At 73.6% G+C, this 16,533-nt stretch carries 13 protein-coding genes; 4 read left to right on the top strand and 9 right to left on the bottom strand.

What is annotated here, in order from left to right; translation table 11 throughout:
* Window positions 1-19: 19 nt before the first annotated feature.
* Window positions 20-1,846: a sensor histidine kinase gene (locus tag Dsi01nite_RS58575; protein WP_275423467.1), complete on the top strand. Its 1,827-nt coding sequence runs from the start codon at window positions 20-22 to the stop codon at window positions 1,844-1,846.
* Complete coding sequence (locus tag Dsi01nite_RS46820) at window positions 1,810-2,451, top strand: response regulator transcription factor (protein ID WP_203852950.1); 642 nt, start codon at window positions 1,810-1,812, stop codon at window positions 2,449-2,451. Before Dsi01nite_RS58575 ends, Dsi01nite_RS46820 begins: the two co-directional genes overlap by 37 nt.
* On the opposite strand, the gene Dsi01nite_RS58570 is transcribed toward Dsi01nite_RS46820, so the two are convergent.
* Genes Dsi01nite_RS58570 through Dsi01nite_RS46795 form a run of 5 tightly spaced genes read right to left on the bottom strand, consistent with a single transcriptional unit; the run spans window position 2,419 to window position 9,158 of the window.
* Complete coding sequence (locus tag Dsi01nite_RS58570; RefSeq protein ID WP_203852949.1) at window positions 2,419-3,366, bottom strand: WxcM-like domain-containing protein; 948 nt, start codon at window positions 3,364-3,366, stop codon at window positions 2,419-2,421. The two genes, Dsi01nite_RS46820 and Dsi01nite_RS58570, sit on opposite strands and share 33 nt — an antisense overlap.
* A complete protein-coding gene (locus Dsi01nite_RS46810; protein WP_203852948.1) occupies window positions 3,366-4,343 on the bottom strand; it encodes a glycosyltransferase family 2 protein in 978 nt (325 codons plus the stop codon). The genes Dsi01nite_RS58570 and Dsi01nite_RS46810 overlap by 1 nt, the downstream gene beginning before the upstream one ends.
* Before the next feature lies 1 nt (window position 4,344).
* A complete protein-coding gene (locus Dsi01nite_RS46805) occupies window positions 4,345-5,421 on the bottom strand; it encodes a DegT/DnrJ/EryC1/StrS family aminotransferase (protein ID WP_203852947.1) in 1,077 nt (358 codons plus the stop codon).
* Window positions 5,418-7,778 (bottom strand): hypothetical protein, encoded by a 2,361-nt coding sequence (locus Dsi01nite_RS46800; protein WP_203852946.1) that lies wholly within the window; start codon window positions 7,776-7,778, stop codon window positions 5,418-5,420. The genes Dsi01nite_RS46805 and Dsi01nite_RS46800 overlap by 4 nt, the downstream gene beginning before the upstream one ends.
* A gap of 42 nt (window positions 7,779-7,820) precedes the next feature.
* The gene (locus tag Dsi01nite_RS46795; RefSeq protein ID WP_203852945.1) at window positions 7,821-9,158 is read right to left on the bottom strand and encodes a hypothetical protein; all 1,338 of its coding nucleotides are present in this window, start codon (window positions 9,156-9,158) and stop codon (window positions 7,821-7,823) included.
* Between the two features lie 93 nt (window positions 9,159-9,251).
* Between Dsi01nite_RS46795 and Dsi01nite_RS46790 the strand changes: the two genes are divergently transcribed.
* Window positions 9,252-10,280, top strand: coding sequence for an ROK family protein (locus Dsi01nite_RS46790; RefSeq protein WP_203852944.1), 1,029 nt, complete (start codon window positions 9,252-9,254; stop codon window positions 10,278-10,280).
* Window position 10,281: 1 nt separating this feature from the next.
* Here Dsi01nite_RS46790 and Dsi01nite_RS46785 read toward each other — a convergent pair whose 3' ends face one another.
* Complete coding sequence (locus Dsi01nite_RS46785; protein ID WP_203852943.1) at window positions 10,282-10,848, bottom strand: hypothetical protein; 567 nt, start codon at window positions 10,846-10,848, stop codon at window positions 10,282-10,284.
* 56 nt (window positions 10,849-10,904) lie between these two features.
* Between Dsi01nite_RS46785 and Dsi01nite_RS46780 the strand changes: the two genes are divergently transcribed.
* A complete protein-coding gene (locus Dsi01nite_RS46780) occupies window positions 10,905-11,801 on the top strand; it encodes a pirin family protein (protein ID WP_203852942.1) in 897 nt (298 codons plus the stop codon).
* Between the two features lie 11 nt (window positions 11,802-11,812).
* Here Dsi01nite_RS46780 and Dsi01nite_RS46775 read toward each other — a convergent pair whose 3' ends face one another.
* The 3 genes from Dsi01nite_RS46775 to Dsi01nite_RS46765 form a co-directional block, all read right to left on the bottom strand.
* Window positions 11,813-14,719, bottom strand: a complete 2,907-nt coding sequence (locus Dsi01nite_RS46775; protein ID WP_203852941.1) for an RICIN domain-containing protein — start codon at window positions 14,717-14,719, stop codon at window positions 11,813-11,815.
* A gap of 89 nt (window positions 14,720-14,808) precedes the next feature.
* Entirely contained in the window at window positions 14,809-15,855 is a 1,047-nt protein-coding gene (locus Dsi01nite_RS46770) for a hypothetical protein (protein WP_203852940.1), read from the bottom strand.
* Window positions 15,852-16,415 (bottom strand): sigma-70 family RNA polymerase sigma factor, encoded by a 564-nt coding sequence (locus Dsi01nite_RS46765; protein ID WP_239136766.1) that lies wholly within the window; start codon window positions 16,413-16,415, stop codon window positions 15,852-15,854. The genes Dsi01nite_RS46770 and Dsi01nite_RS46765 overlap by 4 nt, the downstream gene beginning before the upstream one ends.
* Window positions 16,416-16,533: the final 118 nt, after the last annotated feature.

The raw sequence follows: 16,533 nt of genomic DNA, 5'->3' as shown, positions 1-16,533 counted from the left end.
CGACCCGAGACTTGGACGTATGACCTGGTTCAGAGGTGTGTACCGCGGCGTCGTCCTGCTGGGCGTCGCCGTCGCCGTGCTCGCGCAGTTCCTCGGATCGCTGGTGCTGCTGCTCCCCGGCGTGCTGCTCGGCTGGGTCTTCCTGATCCCGCCGCCGGTGCGGCACGGGCGGCGGCTGACCAACCGGTGGCGGGCGATGTTCGCGGCGTGGACGGGCCGGGAGGTGCCGGCGCCGTACCAGCCGCCGCCCGCGCCGCCGCAGCCGGACGGTGACGGCCTGTACCGCCACGACACCACCCTCTACAAGTCGCCGCGCTTCCCGCGGTTCTTCCGGCGCCTCGACTGGCTGATGAAGGACCCGGCGACGAAACGGGACCTGGTGTGGCAGCTTTGGTTCCCCGTCGTCGTCCTCGCGGTCGTGCCGGTCGGGCTGGTCGTGGCGCCGTGGACGGTCCGGCTGGTCGCCACCTGGTCGGCGTGGATGCTCGCCCCGATGGACCCGGCCCGGGCGGCCCGCAAGGCGAGCCGGGGCGCGCGCACCCAACGGGCGCTGCTGGCCTGGGCGCGGGCCGCGCTGCTGGTCTGCTTCGCCGCGCTCGAGGTGGTGCTGTTCGCGATCAGCATGGCCTGCTTCGCCCTCGGTTTCGGCCTCGGGCTCGTCTTCGTCATCCCCCTCGGCATCTCTCACTACCGGTGGCTGGCGAACCTGCGCCGGCACTTCGCCGGCTGGGGCGGGGTGCGGGTCGACCGTCCGTACACACCGGAGCTGCTGCCGCAGCGCCGCCCGGACGGGATGCTCCAGGTCCGCAACAACCTGTACAAGACCGAGGCGATGGCGTCGTTCAACGCCCGCTGGCAGTGGACATGGCACGACATCGCGTCGTGGCGGGACCTGGCGTGGCTGTGCGTCGACCCGCTCGTCACGGTGGGGCTGCTCGGCCTGCCCGTCGCCGCCGTGGCCTACGGCGCGTTCGGGCTGGCCCTGCCCTGGGTGTGGACGCAGGTGTTCGGGGCCGACTGGTCCGCCTGGTACGGCGCCGCCGACGGCAACCGCACGGCCGGCCTGGTCCTCGGGGTCGCGCTGGTCGCGGCGGGACTCGCGGTCACGGGGCGGCTCGTCACGGTGCACGCGCGGTGGACGGCGCTGCTGCTGCGCCCGACCCGGGAGGCGGCGCTGCGGCTGCGGGTCGAGCAGCTCACCCGCAGCCGCGCGGACGCCGTCGACGCGCAGGCCGCCGAGGTCCGCCGGATCGAACGGGATCTGCACGACGGCGCCCAGGCCCGGCTGATCGCGGTCGGCCTGACCCTCGGCGCGATCGAGCGGCTCATGGACACCGACCCGGCCGCGGCCCGCAAGCTCGTCGCGCAGACGAGGGAGACCGCCGAGGCGGCCCTGCGGGAGCTGCGGGACCTGGTCCGCGGCATCCACCCGCCGGTGCTGTCCGAGCGCGGCCTCGCCGACGCGATCCGCGCGCTCGCGCTGGACCTCGACGACGTCACCGCCAACATCACGGTGACCGGGCGGCTCGACGGCCGGCCGCCCGCGCCGGTCGAGTCGGCCGCCTACTTCGCGGTCAGCGAGCTCATCGCCAACGCGACCCGGCACGGCGGCGCCCGCGCGGTGACCGTCGGGATCGATCACCGGGCGGGGCTGCTGCGGGTCACCGTCACCGACGACGGGGCCGGCGGCGCCGACCCGTCCCGGGGCACCGGCCTGCGCGGCATCGAACGGCGGTTGGGTACCTTCGACGGGACCCTGAGCCTGAGCAGCCCGCCGGGCGGGCCGACCGTCGCGACGCTGGAGCTACCGTGCGTGTTGTCCTCGCCGAAGACCTCTACCTCCTGAGGGACGGCATGGTGCTGCTGCTGCGCAGCCACGGCTTCGACGTCGTCGCCGCCGTGGACACCGGCCCGACGCTGCTCGCGGCGCTGCTCGAACACCGCCCGGACGTGGCGGTCGTCGACGTGCGGCTGCCACCGAGCTTCACCGACGAGGGGCTGCAGGCGGCCCTGGCGGCCCGCCGGGAGGTGCCGGGCCTGCCGGTCCTCGTGCTCTCCCAGCACGTCGAGCAGCTGTACGCGCGGGAGCTCCTGGCCGACGGCACCGGCGCCGTCGGATACCTGCTCAAGGACCGGGTGTTCAACGCCGACCAGTTCGTCGACGCGGTCCGGCGGGTCGCGGCCGGTGGCACGGTGATGGACCCGACGGTCATAGCCAAGCTCGTGGCGCGGCCGAGCGCGACGACCGGCACGCTCACCCCGCGGGAGCGGGAGGTGCTGACGCTGATGGCCGAGGGCCGCTCGAACGCCGCGATCGGCAAGCAGCTGTTCCTCAGCGACAGCGCCGTCGGCAAGCACATCGCGAGCATCTTCGGCAAGCTCGACCTGCCGGTGTCCGACGACGACAACCGGCGGGTCCTAGCGGTGCTCGCCCACCTGCAGGGCAGCTGACACGAACTCGGCGTGGTCGCGGATGTAGTCGGCGGCGTCGTAGTAGTGCGACGCGAAGACCAGCAGCGTCGCGTCCGGCGAGTACCGGTACTGCGTCGCCCACGTCATCGGCGGCAGGTACAGCCCGGTCGCCGGGCTGTCCAGGAGGAACTCCTGCCGGCTCACCCCGTCGTCGGCGACCACGCTGCAGCGGCCCTTGACGCAGATCAGGAACTGGTGGCATTCGCGGTGCGCATGCTGGCCGCGGACCTTCTCGTCCGGCACGTCGAAGACGATGAAGTAGCGCCGCACGGGAAACGGGATGTCCCGCTCGAACTCGCCGACGGACAGGTCGCCGCGCAGGTCCCGGACGTAGTCGAGCCGGTGCACGGTCACCCCGCGCACCTTGGTGCCGTTGACGCGTTCCCCCGTCGGCGTCTCGTGCGGACCATGCTGGGCCGGCACCACCCCGGCGTCGACATACCCGGTGAGCCGGGCCGGGTTGCCCACGACGATGGCGTACGGCGGCACGGACCGGGTCACGACGGCGCCGGCGCCGACCATGGCGTGCCGGCCGATGGTCACGCCGGGCAGGATCGTGGCGTTCGCGCCGATCGACGCGCCGGCCGCGACCGTGGTGCGGGCGAACGCCTCCGGATACCGGCGGCTGCGCGGCATCCGGTCGTTGGTGAACGTGACGTTGGGCCCGACGAACACGTCGTCCTCCAGGGTCACGCCGTCCCACAGCTGGACCCCGCACTTGACCGTGACCCGGTCACCGACGACGACGTCGTTCTCCACGAACACGCCGTCGCAGACGTTGCAGTCGGCGCCGATGCGGGCGCCGGGCAGCACGTGCGCGAACGCCCAGATCCGGGTCCCCGCCCCGACGGCGCCGCTCTCGCACAGGGCGTTCGGGTGGGTGAAGAACGACATCAGCGCTGCCTTCCCTGCAGGACCGCGGTGTGGCCCGCGGTGTGGTTGCCGCCCGTGTACCGCAGCTCGCGCGCCGCCACGGCCAGGGGGCGGCGTTTCGTGTTCTCGTAGCCGCGCCACGCGTAGGAGCCGACGACGCCGAGGCCGAGGGCGTTGATGCCGCCGAAGAACAGCACGACGAGGATCGTGGCGGCGTAGCCGGGCACGTCGAAGAGGCCGGCGAGCCGCGCGGAGAGCACGACCGCGCCGAGGGTCAGCGACACGAGCAGCCCCGTCAGGCCGAACGTCATCAGCACCCGCACCGGCAGGTCGGTGAACGCGAAGACGCTGTCCATGAGGTACGTGACCTTCTTGCGCAGCGTCCAGCCGGACCCGCCGTGGACCCGGGCCCGGCGGGTGTAGGCGACCTGCTTGCGGCGGAACCCGAGCCAGAACAGCAGCGCGACCAGCGACGTGTTGGCCTCCTCGCACTCCAGGAGGCAGTCGCGGAACGCCCGGTTGCAGCCGAAGATGTCGACGCCGCCCGGCGGCATGTCCGGCACCACGAGCCGCCGGTACACCCCCCAGAACGCGCTCGCGGCGAGCCGGCTGCCGAGCGGGTCGGCGCGGCCCTCACGGGTCCCGACGACGACGTCGTGCTCGTCGGCGGCCAGGGTACGGAAGAACTCGAGCGCCAGCTCCGGCGGTTCCTGCAGGTCGGCGGCCATGACGGCGAAGTACCTGCCGGTCGCGTGCTGCAACCCGACCCGGATCGCGGCGAACGAGCCGAAGTTGCGCGACAGCAGCACCAGCGTCGCGGGGAACCGTTGCCGGGGCAGCATCGCCTGCAGCAGGTCCGCGGAGCTGTCGGGGCTGCCGTCGACGACGAACACCGCTTCCAGGCGGTCGTCGAGGGCGTCGTACAGGTCCTCGACGGCGGCGAGCAGGTCGGGGATCGAGCCTTCGTTGCGGTACACCGGAACGATCAGCGAATACACGTCAGGCAGCCCAACTGTTGAGGGCGGCGGCGATCCGGTCCACCTCGGCGGGGGCCAGTGCCGGGTGGCACGGCAGGCTCAGCACTTCGGCGCACAGCCGTTCGGTGACCGGCAGGCCGAGACCGGCGAACCGGCCGCCGTGCACCGGCTGGCGGTGGTCGGGCACCGGGTAGTGCACGTCGTGCGGCACGCCGTGGGCGCGCAGGTGCGCCGACAGCGCGTCCCGGTCGGTGGTGCGCAGCACGTACAGGTGCCCGACGTGCGACGGTGCCGCGACGTCCGGCAGGGTCAGCTTCGGATGCTCGATCGTGGCGGCGTAGCGGGCGGCGACCGCGACCCGGCGGGCGTTCCACCCGTCCAGGTGCGGCAGTTTCGCGCCCAGCACGGCGGCCTGCAGCTCATCCAGGCGGCTGTTCCGGGCCGGGCCGGCGACCTGGTGATACTTGCGGTCCCAGCCGTACTGCCGCAGCCGCCGGACCCGTTGCGCGACGCCCGCGTCGGCGGTGACGACGGCACCGGCGTCGCCGAGCGCGCCGAGGTTCTTCGTCGGGTAGAAGCTGAACGCGGCCGCGTCGCCCCACGCGCCGGCGACGCGCCCGTCGCGAGCTGCGCCGTGCGCCTGCGCGCAGTCCTCGACCAGCTTCGCCCCGTGCGCGTCCGCGACCGTGCGGAGCGCGGCCATGTCGGCGAGCCGGCCGTACAGGTGCGTGACGAGGACCGCGTCGAACGTCTTCCGGTCCAGCAGCGCCGGGTCGAGGGTGGCGGTGTCCTCGTCGACGTCGACGTAGACGGGTTCGGCGCCGAGGGCGAGCACGGCGGTGGTGCCGTAGCCGCCCGCGTTCGCGGCCAGGGCGACCCGGCTGCCGCGGCCGGCGCCGACCGCGGCGAGCGCGAGCTCGATCGCGTCGGTGCCGTTGCCGACGCCGACGGCGTGCCGGACACCGCAGTACGCGGCGAACGCCGCCTCGAAGTCGTCGACCTCCGGGCCGAGGATGTACCAGCCGCTGTCCACGACCCTCCGCACCGCCGCCGCAAGGGCGTCAGCGATGGGGGCGTGCAGCGCAACGAGATCGTTCATGCCACCTCATAGACGGTGAGCTGTCCGGCCGTGAACCGCGGCACCACGAAGGCACCGAGGTCGCCGACGGGTCCGGCGGTCGCGTCGGCGACGAGCCAGCGGACGTGGTACCGGTCGCGCAGCACGCCGATCGTCGCGGGGCCGGGGTCGGTGAACGCGGCGTCGTTGGCGGCGAGCCGCTCGGGGTCCCAGAAGTCGGCGAACCACGGCGGCACCCCGTCCGCGGCGGCGCGTTCGTAGGTGGTGTTGGTGAAGCCCCAGCCTTCGACGAGGACCCGGCGGCCGCTGGCGGCGGCGAGCGCGAACCGCCGGTTGTCGCACCGTTCGCCCGGGGGCCGGACGCCGAAGCAGTGCGCGTTCGTGGCGAGGAGGTCACCGGGTCCGGTGTGCGCGCGCAGCCAGCGGCCGGCGTCCCAGGTGTCGCGGTCGATGGCGCTGGTGCGGCCGTCGGGGCCGACCAGGTCCGCGGCGGGCACGGCGCGCCAGCCGCCGGCGGCGGTGTCGGTGACGACGGCGGCCGTCTGGTCGTAGGCGGTCGGCAGCCCGAACCCGGCGCAGAGCGCGACGAGCATCGCGAGGACGCGGCGGTCCCGGCGGATCAGCCCCGCCACCACGCCGGCCACCCCGACCGTGAACGCGAGCCCGGCAAGGATGAGGTACGGGCGGGCGAGCTCCCACCCGAGCCGCTCCCCGACCGGCTGGACGGTGTCGAACCGGCGCAGGAGCAGCACCGCGGCGACGCCGACGGCCGCGGCCAGGGCGAGGAGCCCGGCCCGCACCCGGGTCATCCGGCCGGCGACGGCGGCCAGCCCGACGACGGACGCCAGGGCGAGGTACGGCCGCGCCGACACGATCAGGTAGGACTGGGAGCCGCCCGGGTGGCCGAACAGCAGCACCCCGGCGAGCCCGCCGGCGCCCACCGCGAGGAGCAGCAGCACCGGCGGGTCCAGGGCCCGGCGGCCGAGGGTGAGCGCGCCGGCCCACATGAACAGCCAGCACAGGACGGTGAGCCCGGCGGCGACCCGGGCGTGCCCGGCGGGCGTGCCGGGGCCGGTGTAGCCGGTCCAGGTGGCGGCGACGGTGGCGAACCCGTCCATGGTGGCCAGGGGCCGCACGACCAGCCCCTGGTTGGCGCCGCTGTCGTACAGGACGAACTGCGCGGCGACGGTGCACGCGGCGGTGAGCGCGGCCGCGAGCAGCGCCGGGCGGTGCAGGCCGCGGCGGGCGACCAGCCGGACGAGCACGACGAGGACGAGGGCGCCGGTCAGCAGCGGCAGGTACGGCGACTTCGCCCCGGCCAGTCCGGCGAGCAGCAGCGTGAACAGCAGCCAGGGTCCCTTGCCCCCACGGTGCTCGAACCGGTCGAGCAGCACCAGGACGACGGCGGCGAACAGCAGCGCGCCGAACGTCTGCGTCGGGCTGGTCCAGGCGACCAGCCGGAACACGGAGCCGTCCTCGTATGCGCTGAAACCGAACCAGCCGTCGGTGTGCGGCCAGCCGTACGGGTCGGGGGCGAGGACGAACAGCGTCACGACCGCCGCGACGGGCCCGGTCCACCAGCCGCCGGTGAGGCGCCGGGCGAGGACCGCGACGAGCAGCAGCGTGCCGGCGAACATCGGCAGCGGGGTGAGCCGGACCAGCAGCGTCAGCGGGTCGATGCCGGTGACCCAGCTGGTCGCGGCCATCTCCGGGTAGACGAACCAGTGGTAGACCAGCGGCTCGCCGGACACCCACGGCGCCTGCATCGGCAGGTGCTGCTTCGCCTCGGCGATCAGCGCCAGGTGGAACGGGGTGTCGGCGTCGGCCGGGTTGGTGATGGGCCAGTCGAGGCCGTGCGAGCGGAACATCCGGACGCTGCGCAGGACGAACACGCCGACGACGAGCAGCATCGACCAGGACCACAGCGCCGGGGTCCGGACCGGAGCCACCGTGCCCCGCCAGGCCTTTCGCAGGCGGGGCACGAGCAGGGACGCGGCGATCATCCCGGCGGGCCAGGCGAGCACCAGCAGCGGCGCTCCGGCGGCGCGGGCGGCGACGTAGGCGAAGACCTCCATGACGTAGCCGACGGCGGCGCCGGCGACGACGTCGGCGACGAGCCAGCCGGAGCGGCCCAGCAGCGCGCGCCACAGCAGCGTCCCCGGTAGCACGACACCGGCGACGAGCCAGCCGGCGAACGCGAGGGTCGTGGGCAGCGACACCCCGTAGCACCGCAGCGTGAACGCGATCCCGGCGAGCCCGGTGACGAGCGGCAGCAGGCTGAGCAGGCCGGGCAGCCCGCGCCGGGCGCGGCCGGGGGTCACCGGTGGCTCGGCCGGACCTGCGGCGGGGTCACGTGTCGCGTCCAGTGTTGTGCTCACTACCCCGCCCAACGGCGCCGGTGCCGGACGGGTCGCGCCCGATCACCCGTTCGCGGCGCACGCGGCGGCGGTCGCCGGTCCCGGCGGCAGCGGATGCGCGAGGCCGGCCGCGGCGACGGCGCCCAGCACGGCCGCGGCGACCAGGACCGTCGCGGCGAACCGCAGCGGCACCCGCCGCCCGGTGTCCCACGCCGGTGGGGCGAGCAGCGCGCAGCCGGCGACGCCGAGCAGGACGAGGGGCAGCGCGAAGCGGGTCTCGGTGGCCGACGTCATCAGCGAGGCGCAGACGCCCGCGGCGAGCACGGCCAGGGCCCGCGCGCCGGGGGTGCGGCACAGCGCGCCGATCCCCGCGGCGACGATGAGGACGACCGGGACGGCGAGCTCGTAGCGTTCGGCGGTCGCGGCCGTGCTGTACGGCGTCGAGAACGACCAGGCGAGCGCGGCGGCGACCTTCTCCAGGAGGAACAGCACCGAGCCGGGCAGGTTGCCGGCGAGGGCCCCGACGAGCCCGCCGGTGGAGTGGACGGGGTGCCCGGCGACCGCCCCGGCCAGGGACGGGTCGCAGTAGAACTGCTGCGGCGGCCCGCCGGTGGTCACGGTGTCGTAGCGCACCACGTAGGAGGCGTACCCGGCCTGGAACCCGGCGAGCCCCGCGGTGCCCGGCGGCGTCAGGCTCAGTGACAGGCCGCGGGCCAGGTTGACCGCCAGCTGCGGCAGCGACCCGGCCAGGACCCCGGCGGCGAACCAGGCCGCCGGCCACCGCCGGGTCACCGCCAGGAGGCCGCCGAGCACGGCGAGTGGCAGCAGGTAGGCGGGCCGCAGGTTGAGCGTGACACCCGCGGCGACGCCGGCCGCCGGGAGCGCCCACCGGGTCCGGTCCCCCAGCGCCAGCCGGGCGGCGGTCAGGAAGGCGGCGGCGGCCGGCAGGTCCATCAGCGGGAACGGCGCGAACCTCGCCGCGACCAGCCAGGTCAGCACGGCGCACAGCCAGGTCGGCACGGCGCACAGCCACCCGGCGGCCGGGCCGCGGCGGCCGGCGAGCCCGGGCCCGAGACCGGGGAGCAGCACCGCCCCGATGACCGCGACGAGCACGGCGTTCTCCACCAGGACGGCGTACCGGCCGGCGCCGCCGACCAGGTGCTCGGCGAGCGCGGCGGGCGCGTAGACGACCGGGGTCAGCGCGCCGCGGAAGTCCAGGTCGCCCTCGCGGGCCACGCCGGCGTCCGTGAACAGCGCCAGGGAGCCGTTGAAGTAGCGGGCGGCGTCGTAGACGAACCCGCCGGCGGGTCCCTGCGCGACGGTGGCGGTGAACAACGCCGCCGCCGGCCCGAGCCCCGCCCACCTGGTGGTCCGGTGCCGCTGCCGCTCCCGCACCACCATGAGGTTCCTAACGATCGAGGGGAGCGCCGGGGTACGCCGTGCGGTAGCGTGTTCGCCGCTCGCATTCGAACTTCGCGCCGAGGAGCAGGACCGATGGGGATCGCGCAGGACCGGGTCGTGGTCGGCCTCGACAACGGCGGCACCGCCAACAACGCCACGGTGCTCTCCCACGACGGGGCGTTCCTCGTCGACGGCCTCGTCGAGGTGCCCAGCCGGGTCCTCGAAGGGCCGGCGATCGCGGTCGAGGCCCTCGCGGGGGCGTTCGACAACATCCTCGCCGTGACCAAGGTCGACCGGGAGCGGGTCGCCGCCGTCGGCCTCGACACGCCGGGCCCGGCCACCGCCGACGGGGTCATCTCCTCGAAGGGCTCGACGAACTTCTCCCAGCCGGCCTGGTGGGGCTTCGACTTCCGCGGCGCCCTCGAGCAGCGGCTCGGCCTGCCCGTCATCTACAACAACGACGGCAACGCCGCCGCCCTCTACGCCCACCACGTCCACTTCGGCGCCGACGCGAACGAGCGGTCGTCGGTGTCGGCGATCGTCGGCACCGGGCTCGGCGGCGGCGTCATCGAGCAGGGCAACGTCATCAAGGGCGCCGCCGGGATGGCCGGCGAGCTCGGCCACGTCCACATCCCGATGCACGGCCTCCTCGAGGAGGGGCAGCCGCTGCCGTCGTGCGGCTGCGGGTTCCTCGGCGACGTGGAGAGCGTCAGCTCGCTGACCGGCATCGTGCGCAACCTGCTGCCGTACTGGCTGACCCGGTTCCCGGACCACCCGCTGCACCACGCCGACACGATCCGCGCCGCCGCGAAGCAGGTCCGCTCGTTCGCCGAGCAGGGCGACGAGCTGGCGCTGCACATCTTCGACCAGCAGGCGATGGGGCTCGGCCGGCTGTTCACGATCGCCGCGAACTTCACCGACCCGGACTGCTACTTCGTCGGCGGCGGCGTGGTCGAGGCGGCCCCGCACTTCCGTGAGTGGTTCCTGGCGAAGGTCCGCGAATACACGCTGCTGCGCGAGGAGCAGGCCGCGGTCGCCACGTTCGCCCTGGTCCCGGACCGGGACATGGCCGGCGCCCGGGGCGCGGCGATCGCCGCGGCGGCGAGCCTGGAGAGCCGGTAGCTCACACCGGCTCGACCGGCGCCGGGGCGCGGGCGACGTTCTCGCCGACCTGGGCGAGGATGCCGTGGTCGTCGCGCTGCCAGCGGCGGCCGCGGCTGTCGGTGAAGCGCAGCTCGACGTGCATGTCCGCGGACGGGGCGAGCCGGATCGTGCCGTCCTCGTTGATCCGGTCCCGCTCGACGGGCCCGTCGGTGCTCTCCTCGTCGAAGCCGGCGTACACCTCGGGCTGCTCCGCCGGCGGCACGATGCGGACCCGTCGGATCGCGGTCCACGCGGCCGGCGGGTCCCGGAACACGATCTCCAGGTCGTAGACGGGGGTCTGCCCGGCGTTGCGGACCGCGGCGCCGACCACGCCCCGGGTGATGATCTTCTCGAACGTCTCGCGCTCGCTGACCGCCCACGCGCACACCCGCTCGGCGTCGGCGCGCGCCTCGGCGAGCTGATACGCGGCCAGGAGATCACCGGCTGCGGAGACGGCGCGCCGGACGCCCTTGAGCGCCTGGAACGCGAGGAACGCGGCGGCACCGGCGACGAGCACCGCGAGCGCCGCCACCACCAATGCCATCACATCGGACAAATTACCCGTTCCCGGTTGCACGCGGGACTGCGAGAGAGAATCGGACGATGAGCAACCCGGAACTCCTCGAAGGACGGGACGTGCCGCTGGGCCGCCACTCGGTGGTGCGGCGGACCCTGCCGAACAAGACCCGCCGGACGGTCGGCGCGTGGTGCTTCCTCGACCACTTCGGCCCCGAGGAGGTCACCGGGAGGCCGGGCATGCGGGTCCCGCCGCACCCGCACATCGGGCTGCAGACGGTCACCTGGCTGTTCGACGGGGAGATCCGGCACCGCGACAGCCTCGGCTCGGACGAGCTGATCCGCCCCGGCCAGCTCAACATCATGACCTCGGGGCGCGGGATCGCGCACTCGGAGGACTCCCCCGCCGCCAAGCCGCCGCTGCTGCACGGGCTCCAACTCTGGGTGGCGCTGCCGGAGGCCGCGCGGTGGCAGGAGCCGCGCTTCGAGCATCTGGAGGACCTGCCGATCGCGGATGTGGCGGGGGTACGGATCACCGTCGCCGTCGGCTCCCTGGCCGCAGTCACGTCGCCGGCCGCCGTCCACAGCGACCTTGTCGGCGCCGAACTGCGCATCGACGGCGGTACACCCGCCGAAATCGCGATCGATCCGGCCTTTGAGCATGCGGTGGTCGTCACCGACGGCGCCGCGAGGGTCGACGGGGTCGAGGTGACGCCCGGCTCGCTGCTGCACCTGCCCGAGGGGCGCGCGGCGCTGCGTCTGGAAGGATCCGCGCGGTTGTTCCTGATCGGTGGGGTACCGCTCGACGAGGAGCTGGTCATGTGGTGGAACTTCGTCGCGCGCTCGCACGAGGAGATCGTGGCGGCGCGCGAGGAGTGGGAGGCCGGGTCGGCGCGGTTCGGGGTGGTGCCGGGTGGGCAGGAGCCGTTGCCGGCCCCCGCCCTTCCCACGACGCGACTCCTGCCGCGACACCGTTTCTCCTAGCGCGGCCTTCCCTAGAGCAGTCGCCACAGGTGGTCGGCGGTGCCGTTGTCGTCGTACTGCACGACCTGCGCCGAGTTGGCCGTCGACATGCCCGAGACGCCGAGCACCTTCAGGCTGTGCTGGACCTGGATGCGGGACCAGCCGTCACCGTTGTCGATCAGCCGCCACAGGTGGTCCGCGGAGCCGTTGTCCTCGAACTGCTGGACCAGGGCCGAGTTGGCCGTCGACATGTTCTGCACCGCGAGCATCTTGCCGCTGTTCTGGTTCACGATCTTGAACCAGCCGCCGCCGGCGTCGACGAGGCGCCAGTTGTGGTCGGCGGTGCCGTTGTCGTCGAACTGGACCACGTTGGCGCTGTTCGCGGTCGACATGCCGTCGACGCCGAGGACCTTGAGGCTGTTCTTGTTCTGGATCCGCTTCCAGGTGACCGGCGCGGTGCTGCCCTCGACCCGCAGCTCCAGGATGCCGCCGGACACGCCGGCCCTGAGCTGCACCAGGACCCGGATCGCGGTGGTGGTCACGCTGGTGAAGGTGACCCGGTTGAACGTGTTGACCGCCGTGCCGGCCGCCGACGCGCCCGCCACGTTGACCCAGCCACCGCTCGCGTTGCGGTACTGGACCTGCCACGACTGCGGGACCCGGCACTGGCCGGTGCCGGTGTCGTCGAACCAGTACACCGACACCGCGCCGGTGGTGATCGCGCTGGAGTAGGAGAGCTGCGCCCACTCGCTGGTGCCGAGGTGGTTCCAGAACGTGAGCCGCGGGATCGACTGGTCCGCGGAGCTGCTCGGGACCTTGCCGTCGTTGAGGGCAGCGACGGTGTCGCCGGGGTTGCAGTACGACGCGGACGGGGTCGCCGGGATCACCCAGTCGACCGCGTCGGCACCGTCACTGACCCGCGGGAACGTGGTGATCCTGACCCGTTGCGCGCCCATCGGCAGCAGTTGCACGGTCTCGTTGGGCTGGGTGGAGCGGGCCGGGCTCTGCTGCAGGGTCCGCACGACCCCCTCCGCGTCGGCCTGCCAGTTGGGGATCTTCCGCGCCGTGACGCTCAGCGAGACGGGCGCGCCGTCGCGGGTGAACGGGTTCGCCGCCAGGGCACCCGGCTTGCGGGTCACCGTGGCCTGGGGGTTGGCGGGGTCGATGAGCAGGCCGTAGTTCCACGCCGAGTTGGCGTACACCTCGTTGGTCGGCCACGCGTCGGTGCCGCCGATGCGCTGCCAGCGCTCCGCGATCGACAGCGAGAACGTCAGCGGCCCGTTGTCGACGCTGATCGCGTTGCCGTTCTTCGCCCAGGTCCGCACCGTGGTGCGCATCGGCAGGGTGACGGTGACCTTGTCGCCGTTGTTCCAGGTCTGGTCGACGATGACGAAGGAGCCCGCCTCGACGGTGCCTGTGACGACCGTCCCGTTGACCCGCACGACCGCGCCGGTGCTCCACTTGGGGATCCGCAGGTACAGGGGGAACGCCACCGCGCCCGGGGTGCCCATGGTCAGCGTGATCGTGTCGCTGAACGGGTAGTCGGTGTCCTCGGTGACGGTGACCGTGGTGGCGTTGGCGCCGACCTTCGCGGTCACCTGCGAGTTGCCGTACATGGCCGCGCACAGGCCCTTGTCCCAGGTGGCGAACCACAGCTCCTGCGCGTAGTACGGCCAGCCCATGCCGTAGTTGTGCGGGCAGCAGCGGTAGTTGTGGATGCCCAGCATGTAGGCCAGCATCGGGAAGTTGTTCTGGAACTGGCCCTGGGTCAGGGTCGCGTTCGTCAGGCCGATGCTGTTGGCGCAGGTGACGTAGTGGATGCCCTGCTGCGCCGGGTCCAGTGAGGCCGGCAGCAGGTTGAAGGCGAGGTCCTCGCAGCGGTCCAGCCAGACCGAGTCGCCGGTCATCCGGGCGAGCATCTGGTGGCTGTGCATGAACTCGACGATCCCGCAGGTCTCGAAGCCCTGCCGCGGGTCGGCGTAGCCGGGGCGGCAGTTCTCGTCGCCGGCGAACCCGCCGCCGGGGAAGTTGCCGTAGAGGCCCATGACGGTGTCGTAGTCGCGGTAGGTGGCGGCGGGGAACTTCGGGTCGAGGTCGAGCAGCCCGTACTGGGCCGGCTCGCGGAAGCCCTGCGCCAGGTTCACGTTGTGCCAGTTGGGGATGCCGTTGGTGTAGTCGGCGGACCCGGCGTGGATCTTGCGCACCAGGTCGAGGAGCCAGGTCTCGCCGGTGCGGTTGAACAGCCAGTACACGCTGTCGATGTTGTCGCCCCAGCGCAGGGCCGCCCAGCTGCGGTTGAACACGGCGGCCGGCTGCGCGTTCTGGAACTGGAAGTACTTGCGCATGAACGGGTTGACCCGGTTGTCGGGGGTGCCGTTGCGCTCGTTGTACTCCGCGTGTGACCGGATCGCGTCCAGCAGCGGCATGTGCGGCCAGAAGTCGGGGCCGCCCTCCAGGGAGGTGCGCAGCGCGTTCGGGCCGAAGAAGCCGTCGCTGCCCTGGTTGTTGATGATGCCGTCGATCCACTGGCGGGCCAGGGTCAGGATCCGGGTGTTGCCGGTGACGTAGCCGAGGTCGCCGAAGCCGCGCAGCCAGTAGGGCAGCTCCTCCCAGGCACCCTTGGTCTTGTCAACCCAGCCGCAGTTGTTCAGCTGCAGGTAGTCCGACACCTCCGGCATCCGGCCGCAGAGCCCGTCGGCCTCGATGTTGAGCTGTGTGCGAAGCCAGCCGCGCGGCTGGACCGCGCCGGGTGGAAGTTTCAGGAACGCGGTGGCCTTCAACGGGGCGAGATTCGGCCAGTAGTGACCGCCCCGGGCCCCCGGCGTGACGGTTTTCGCCGTCCGCACCGCGGCGCTCGCGGGGCTGGCAACGGTGGTGGACAAGGCGATCGCGCCGCCGGTGAGGGCGACACCGCTCGCGACGAACGTTCTGCGGTCCATGGACCGGACTCCTTTGCTCCTGGCGGGGAACATCGATGCCCGATTATGCGCAGAAACGCGCCTTTGTGAAAGAACTCGTTGGTTTTTGTTTATTTATCGCCGTGCGGTGTGGAATCACTGTGCGGTGTGGAATCACTGTGCGGTGTGCGGTACCAGCGGAGGCCGCCGCCGATCAGCAGCCCGAGCCCACCGCCCAGCGCGGCGGCGACCGCCCACCGGGACCAGCCGGGGCCGGCGAGGCTGCCGTTGCTGAACACGGCCGCGTCGGCGAACCCGGTCATCACGGCCAGGCACGCGCCGGCGATGGCGGTCACGATGTCCGCGGCCGGTCGGCGCAGGGCCTGCAGCACCGCCGCGGCGAGCACGCCCACGCCGGTGAGCAGCGGCCACAGCCTGGCGAGCAACTGCGTGCCGAGGTGCTCCGCCGGTGACGTGGCCAGCCCCGCGCCGGCGACGATCCAGGCCACGACGACCGACCCGGCCACCGCCGCGACCGCCGCGAGCGCCCACCGGGACCTCGGCGCGGCCGCGCCGCCGGCGACACTGCCGACGACACCGATGACGACGGCCGCGATCACGGCGCCCGCCCACCACCAGCCGGTCCGCGGCGGGGCGGCGCGGACGATCGTGCCGCGGACGATGCCGGGGGTGGTGCCGTCGACCTCGAGGGGGACGCTCCAGGCGCGGGCGGGCAGCTCCCGGGCGCGCTCGTCGTGCCAGCGGACGGTGCGCTGCGCGGACACCCGCCGCCAGGCCGGGTCACCGCCACCGGTCGCGCTGCTGCCGGTCGCACTGCTGCGCGCGGCCCGGCCGGTCAGGGATCGGCTGGCGGACCAGGTCGGGGAGCGGCGGTTCTCGGCGACGCCGTCCCGGTCGACGCGCAGGAACGGCTCGCCCTGCAGGCCGAGCACGACGACGGTCCGGTCGGTGGTGCTGCGCAGCTCGAGGCGGGCGCCGCCCTCGACCGCCCGGACGGTCACGCCGGGCACCGACACGGACTCGACGCGCACGACGTAGTCGACGGCGGCGGGCGCGTCGGCGCCGTGGGCCGCGGCCGGGGTCACATAGCCGAGCGCCACGAGCACGCCGAGCAGCACTCCCAGCGACGCCGCGGCGAACAGCCGCGTGCGGGTCATCCGGCTCTGGCGGCGGCGATCGCGGCGACGAGGTCGGCGCGGGCACGGGCGACCCGGGAGCGGATCGTGCCGACGGGGACGTCCTCGATCTCGGCGGCCTCCGCATACGACAGGCCGAGCACCTGGGTGAGCACGAACGCGACCCGCCGCTCCGCCGGCAGCGCCGCGACCAGGTCGGCGGCGGCGTGCAGCCCGGCGTGGTCGGCGCCGGCCAGCTCCTCGGGCTCCGCGGCGACCCGGGCTTCGAGGCGCCGCCCCCGCACCGCCGCGCGGACGTGGTCGGCGCACGCGCGCCGGGCGATCGCCAGGACCCAGGTCCGCCCGGTGGAGCGCCCGGCGAACTCCGGCAGGGCGCGGAACGCCCGCAGATAGGTGTCCTGGGTCACGTCGTCGGCGTGGTGCGGGCCGACCAGCGCGGCGACGAACCGCCACACCTCCGGCTGCGTCGCCCGGACGAACACCGCGGCCGCGGCCCGGTCCCCGCCACGCGCGGCCAGCAGCGCGACCGTGGCCGGATCGCGGCTGGGGTCTGCGGCTGTCCCGTCGGCCTCACCAGTCACGCGGGAAGCGTAGCGCCCGTTCCTGCGAACCGGGTGAGCGCCTCGCCAAGCGTCCCACCCAGTGACCACCGTCTACGTCTGCCGGCGCTCCATGCCTGCCGGCGCGCTACGTCTGCCA

This window comes from Dactylosporangium siamense, assembly GCF_016862795.1.
GTDB classification, from domain to species: domain Bacteria; phylum Actinomycetota; class Actinomycetes; order Mycobacteriales; family Micromonosporaceae; genus Dactylosporangium; species Dactylosporangium siamense.
The sequence above is the reverse complement of the archived record's forward strand: the minus strand, read 5'-3'. Positions and strand labels throughout refer to the sequence as shown.

What these genes read in the sequence shown, in the direction of transcription:
- Dsi01nite_RS46775 (WP_203852941.1), bottom strand. Translation starts at nt 14,719, where the DNA reads ATGGACCGCAGAACGTTCGTCGCGAGCGGTGTCGCCCTCACCGGCGGC.
- Dsi01nite_RS46770 (WP_203852940.1), bottom strand. Translation starts at nt 15,855, where the DNA reads ATGACCCGCACGCGGCTGTTCGCCGCGGCGTCGCTGGGAGTGCTGCTC.
- Dsi01nite_RS46790 (WP_203852944.1), top strand. Translation starts at nt 9,252, where the DNA reads ATGGGGATCGCGCAGGACCGGGTCGTGGTCGGCCTCGACAACGGCGGC.
- Dsi01nite_RS58570 (WP_203852949.1), bottom strand. Translation starts at nt 3,366, where the DNA reads ATGTCGTTCTTCACCCACCCGAACGCCCTGTGCGAGAGCGGCGCCGTC.
- Dsi01nite_RS46805 (WP_203852947.1), bottom strand. Translation starts at nt 5,421, where the DNA reads ATGAACGATCTCGTTGCGCTGCACGCCCCCATCGCTGACGCCCTTGCG.
- Dsi01nite_RS58575 (WP_275423467.1), top strand. Translation starts at nt 20, where the DNA reads ATGACCTGGTTCAGAGGTGTGTACCGCGGCGTCGTCCTGCTGGGCGTC.
- Dsi01nite_RS46780 (WP_203852942.1), top strand. Translation starts at nt 10,905, where the DNA reads ATGAGCAACCCGGAACTCCTCGAAGGACGGGACGTGCCGCTGGGCCGC.
- Dsi01nite_RS46795 (WP_203852945.1), bottom strand. Translation starts at nt 9,158, where the DNA reads ATGGTGGTGCGGGAGCGGCAGCGGCACCGGACCACCAGGTGGGCGGGG.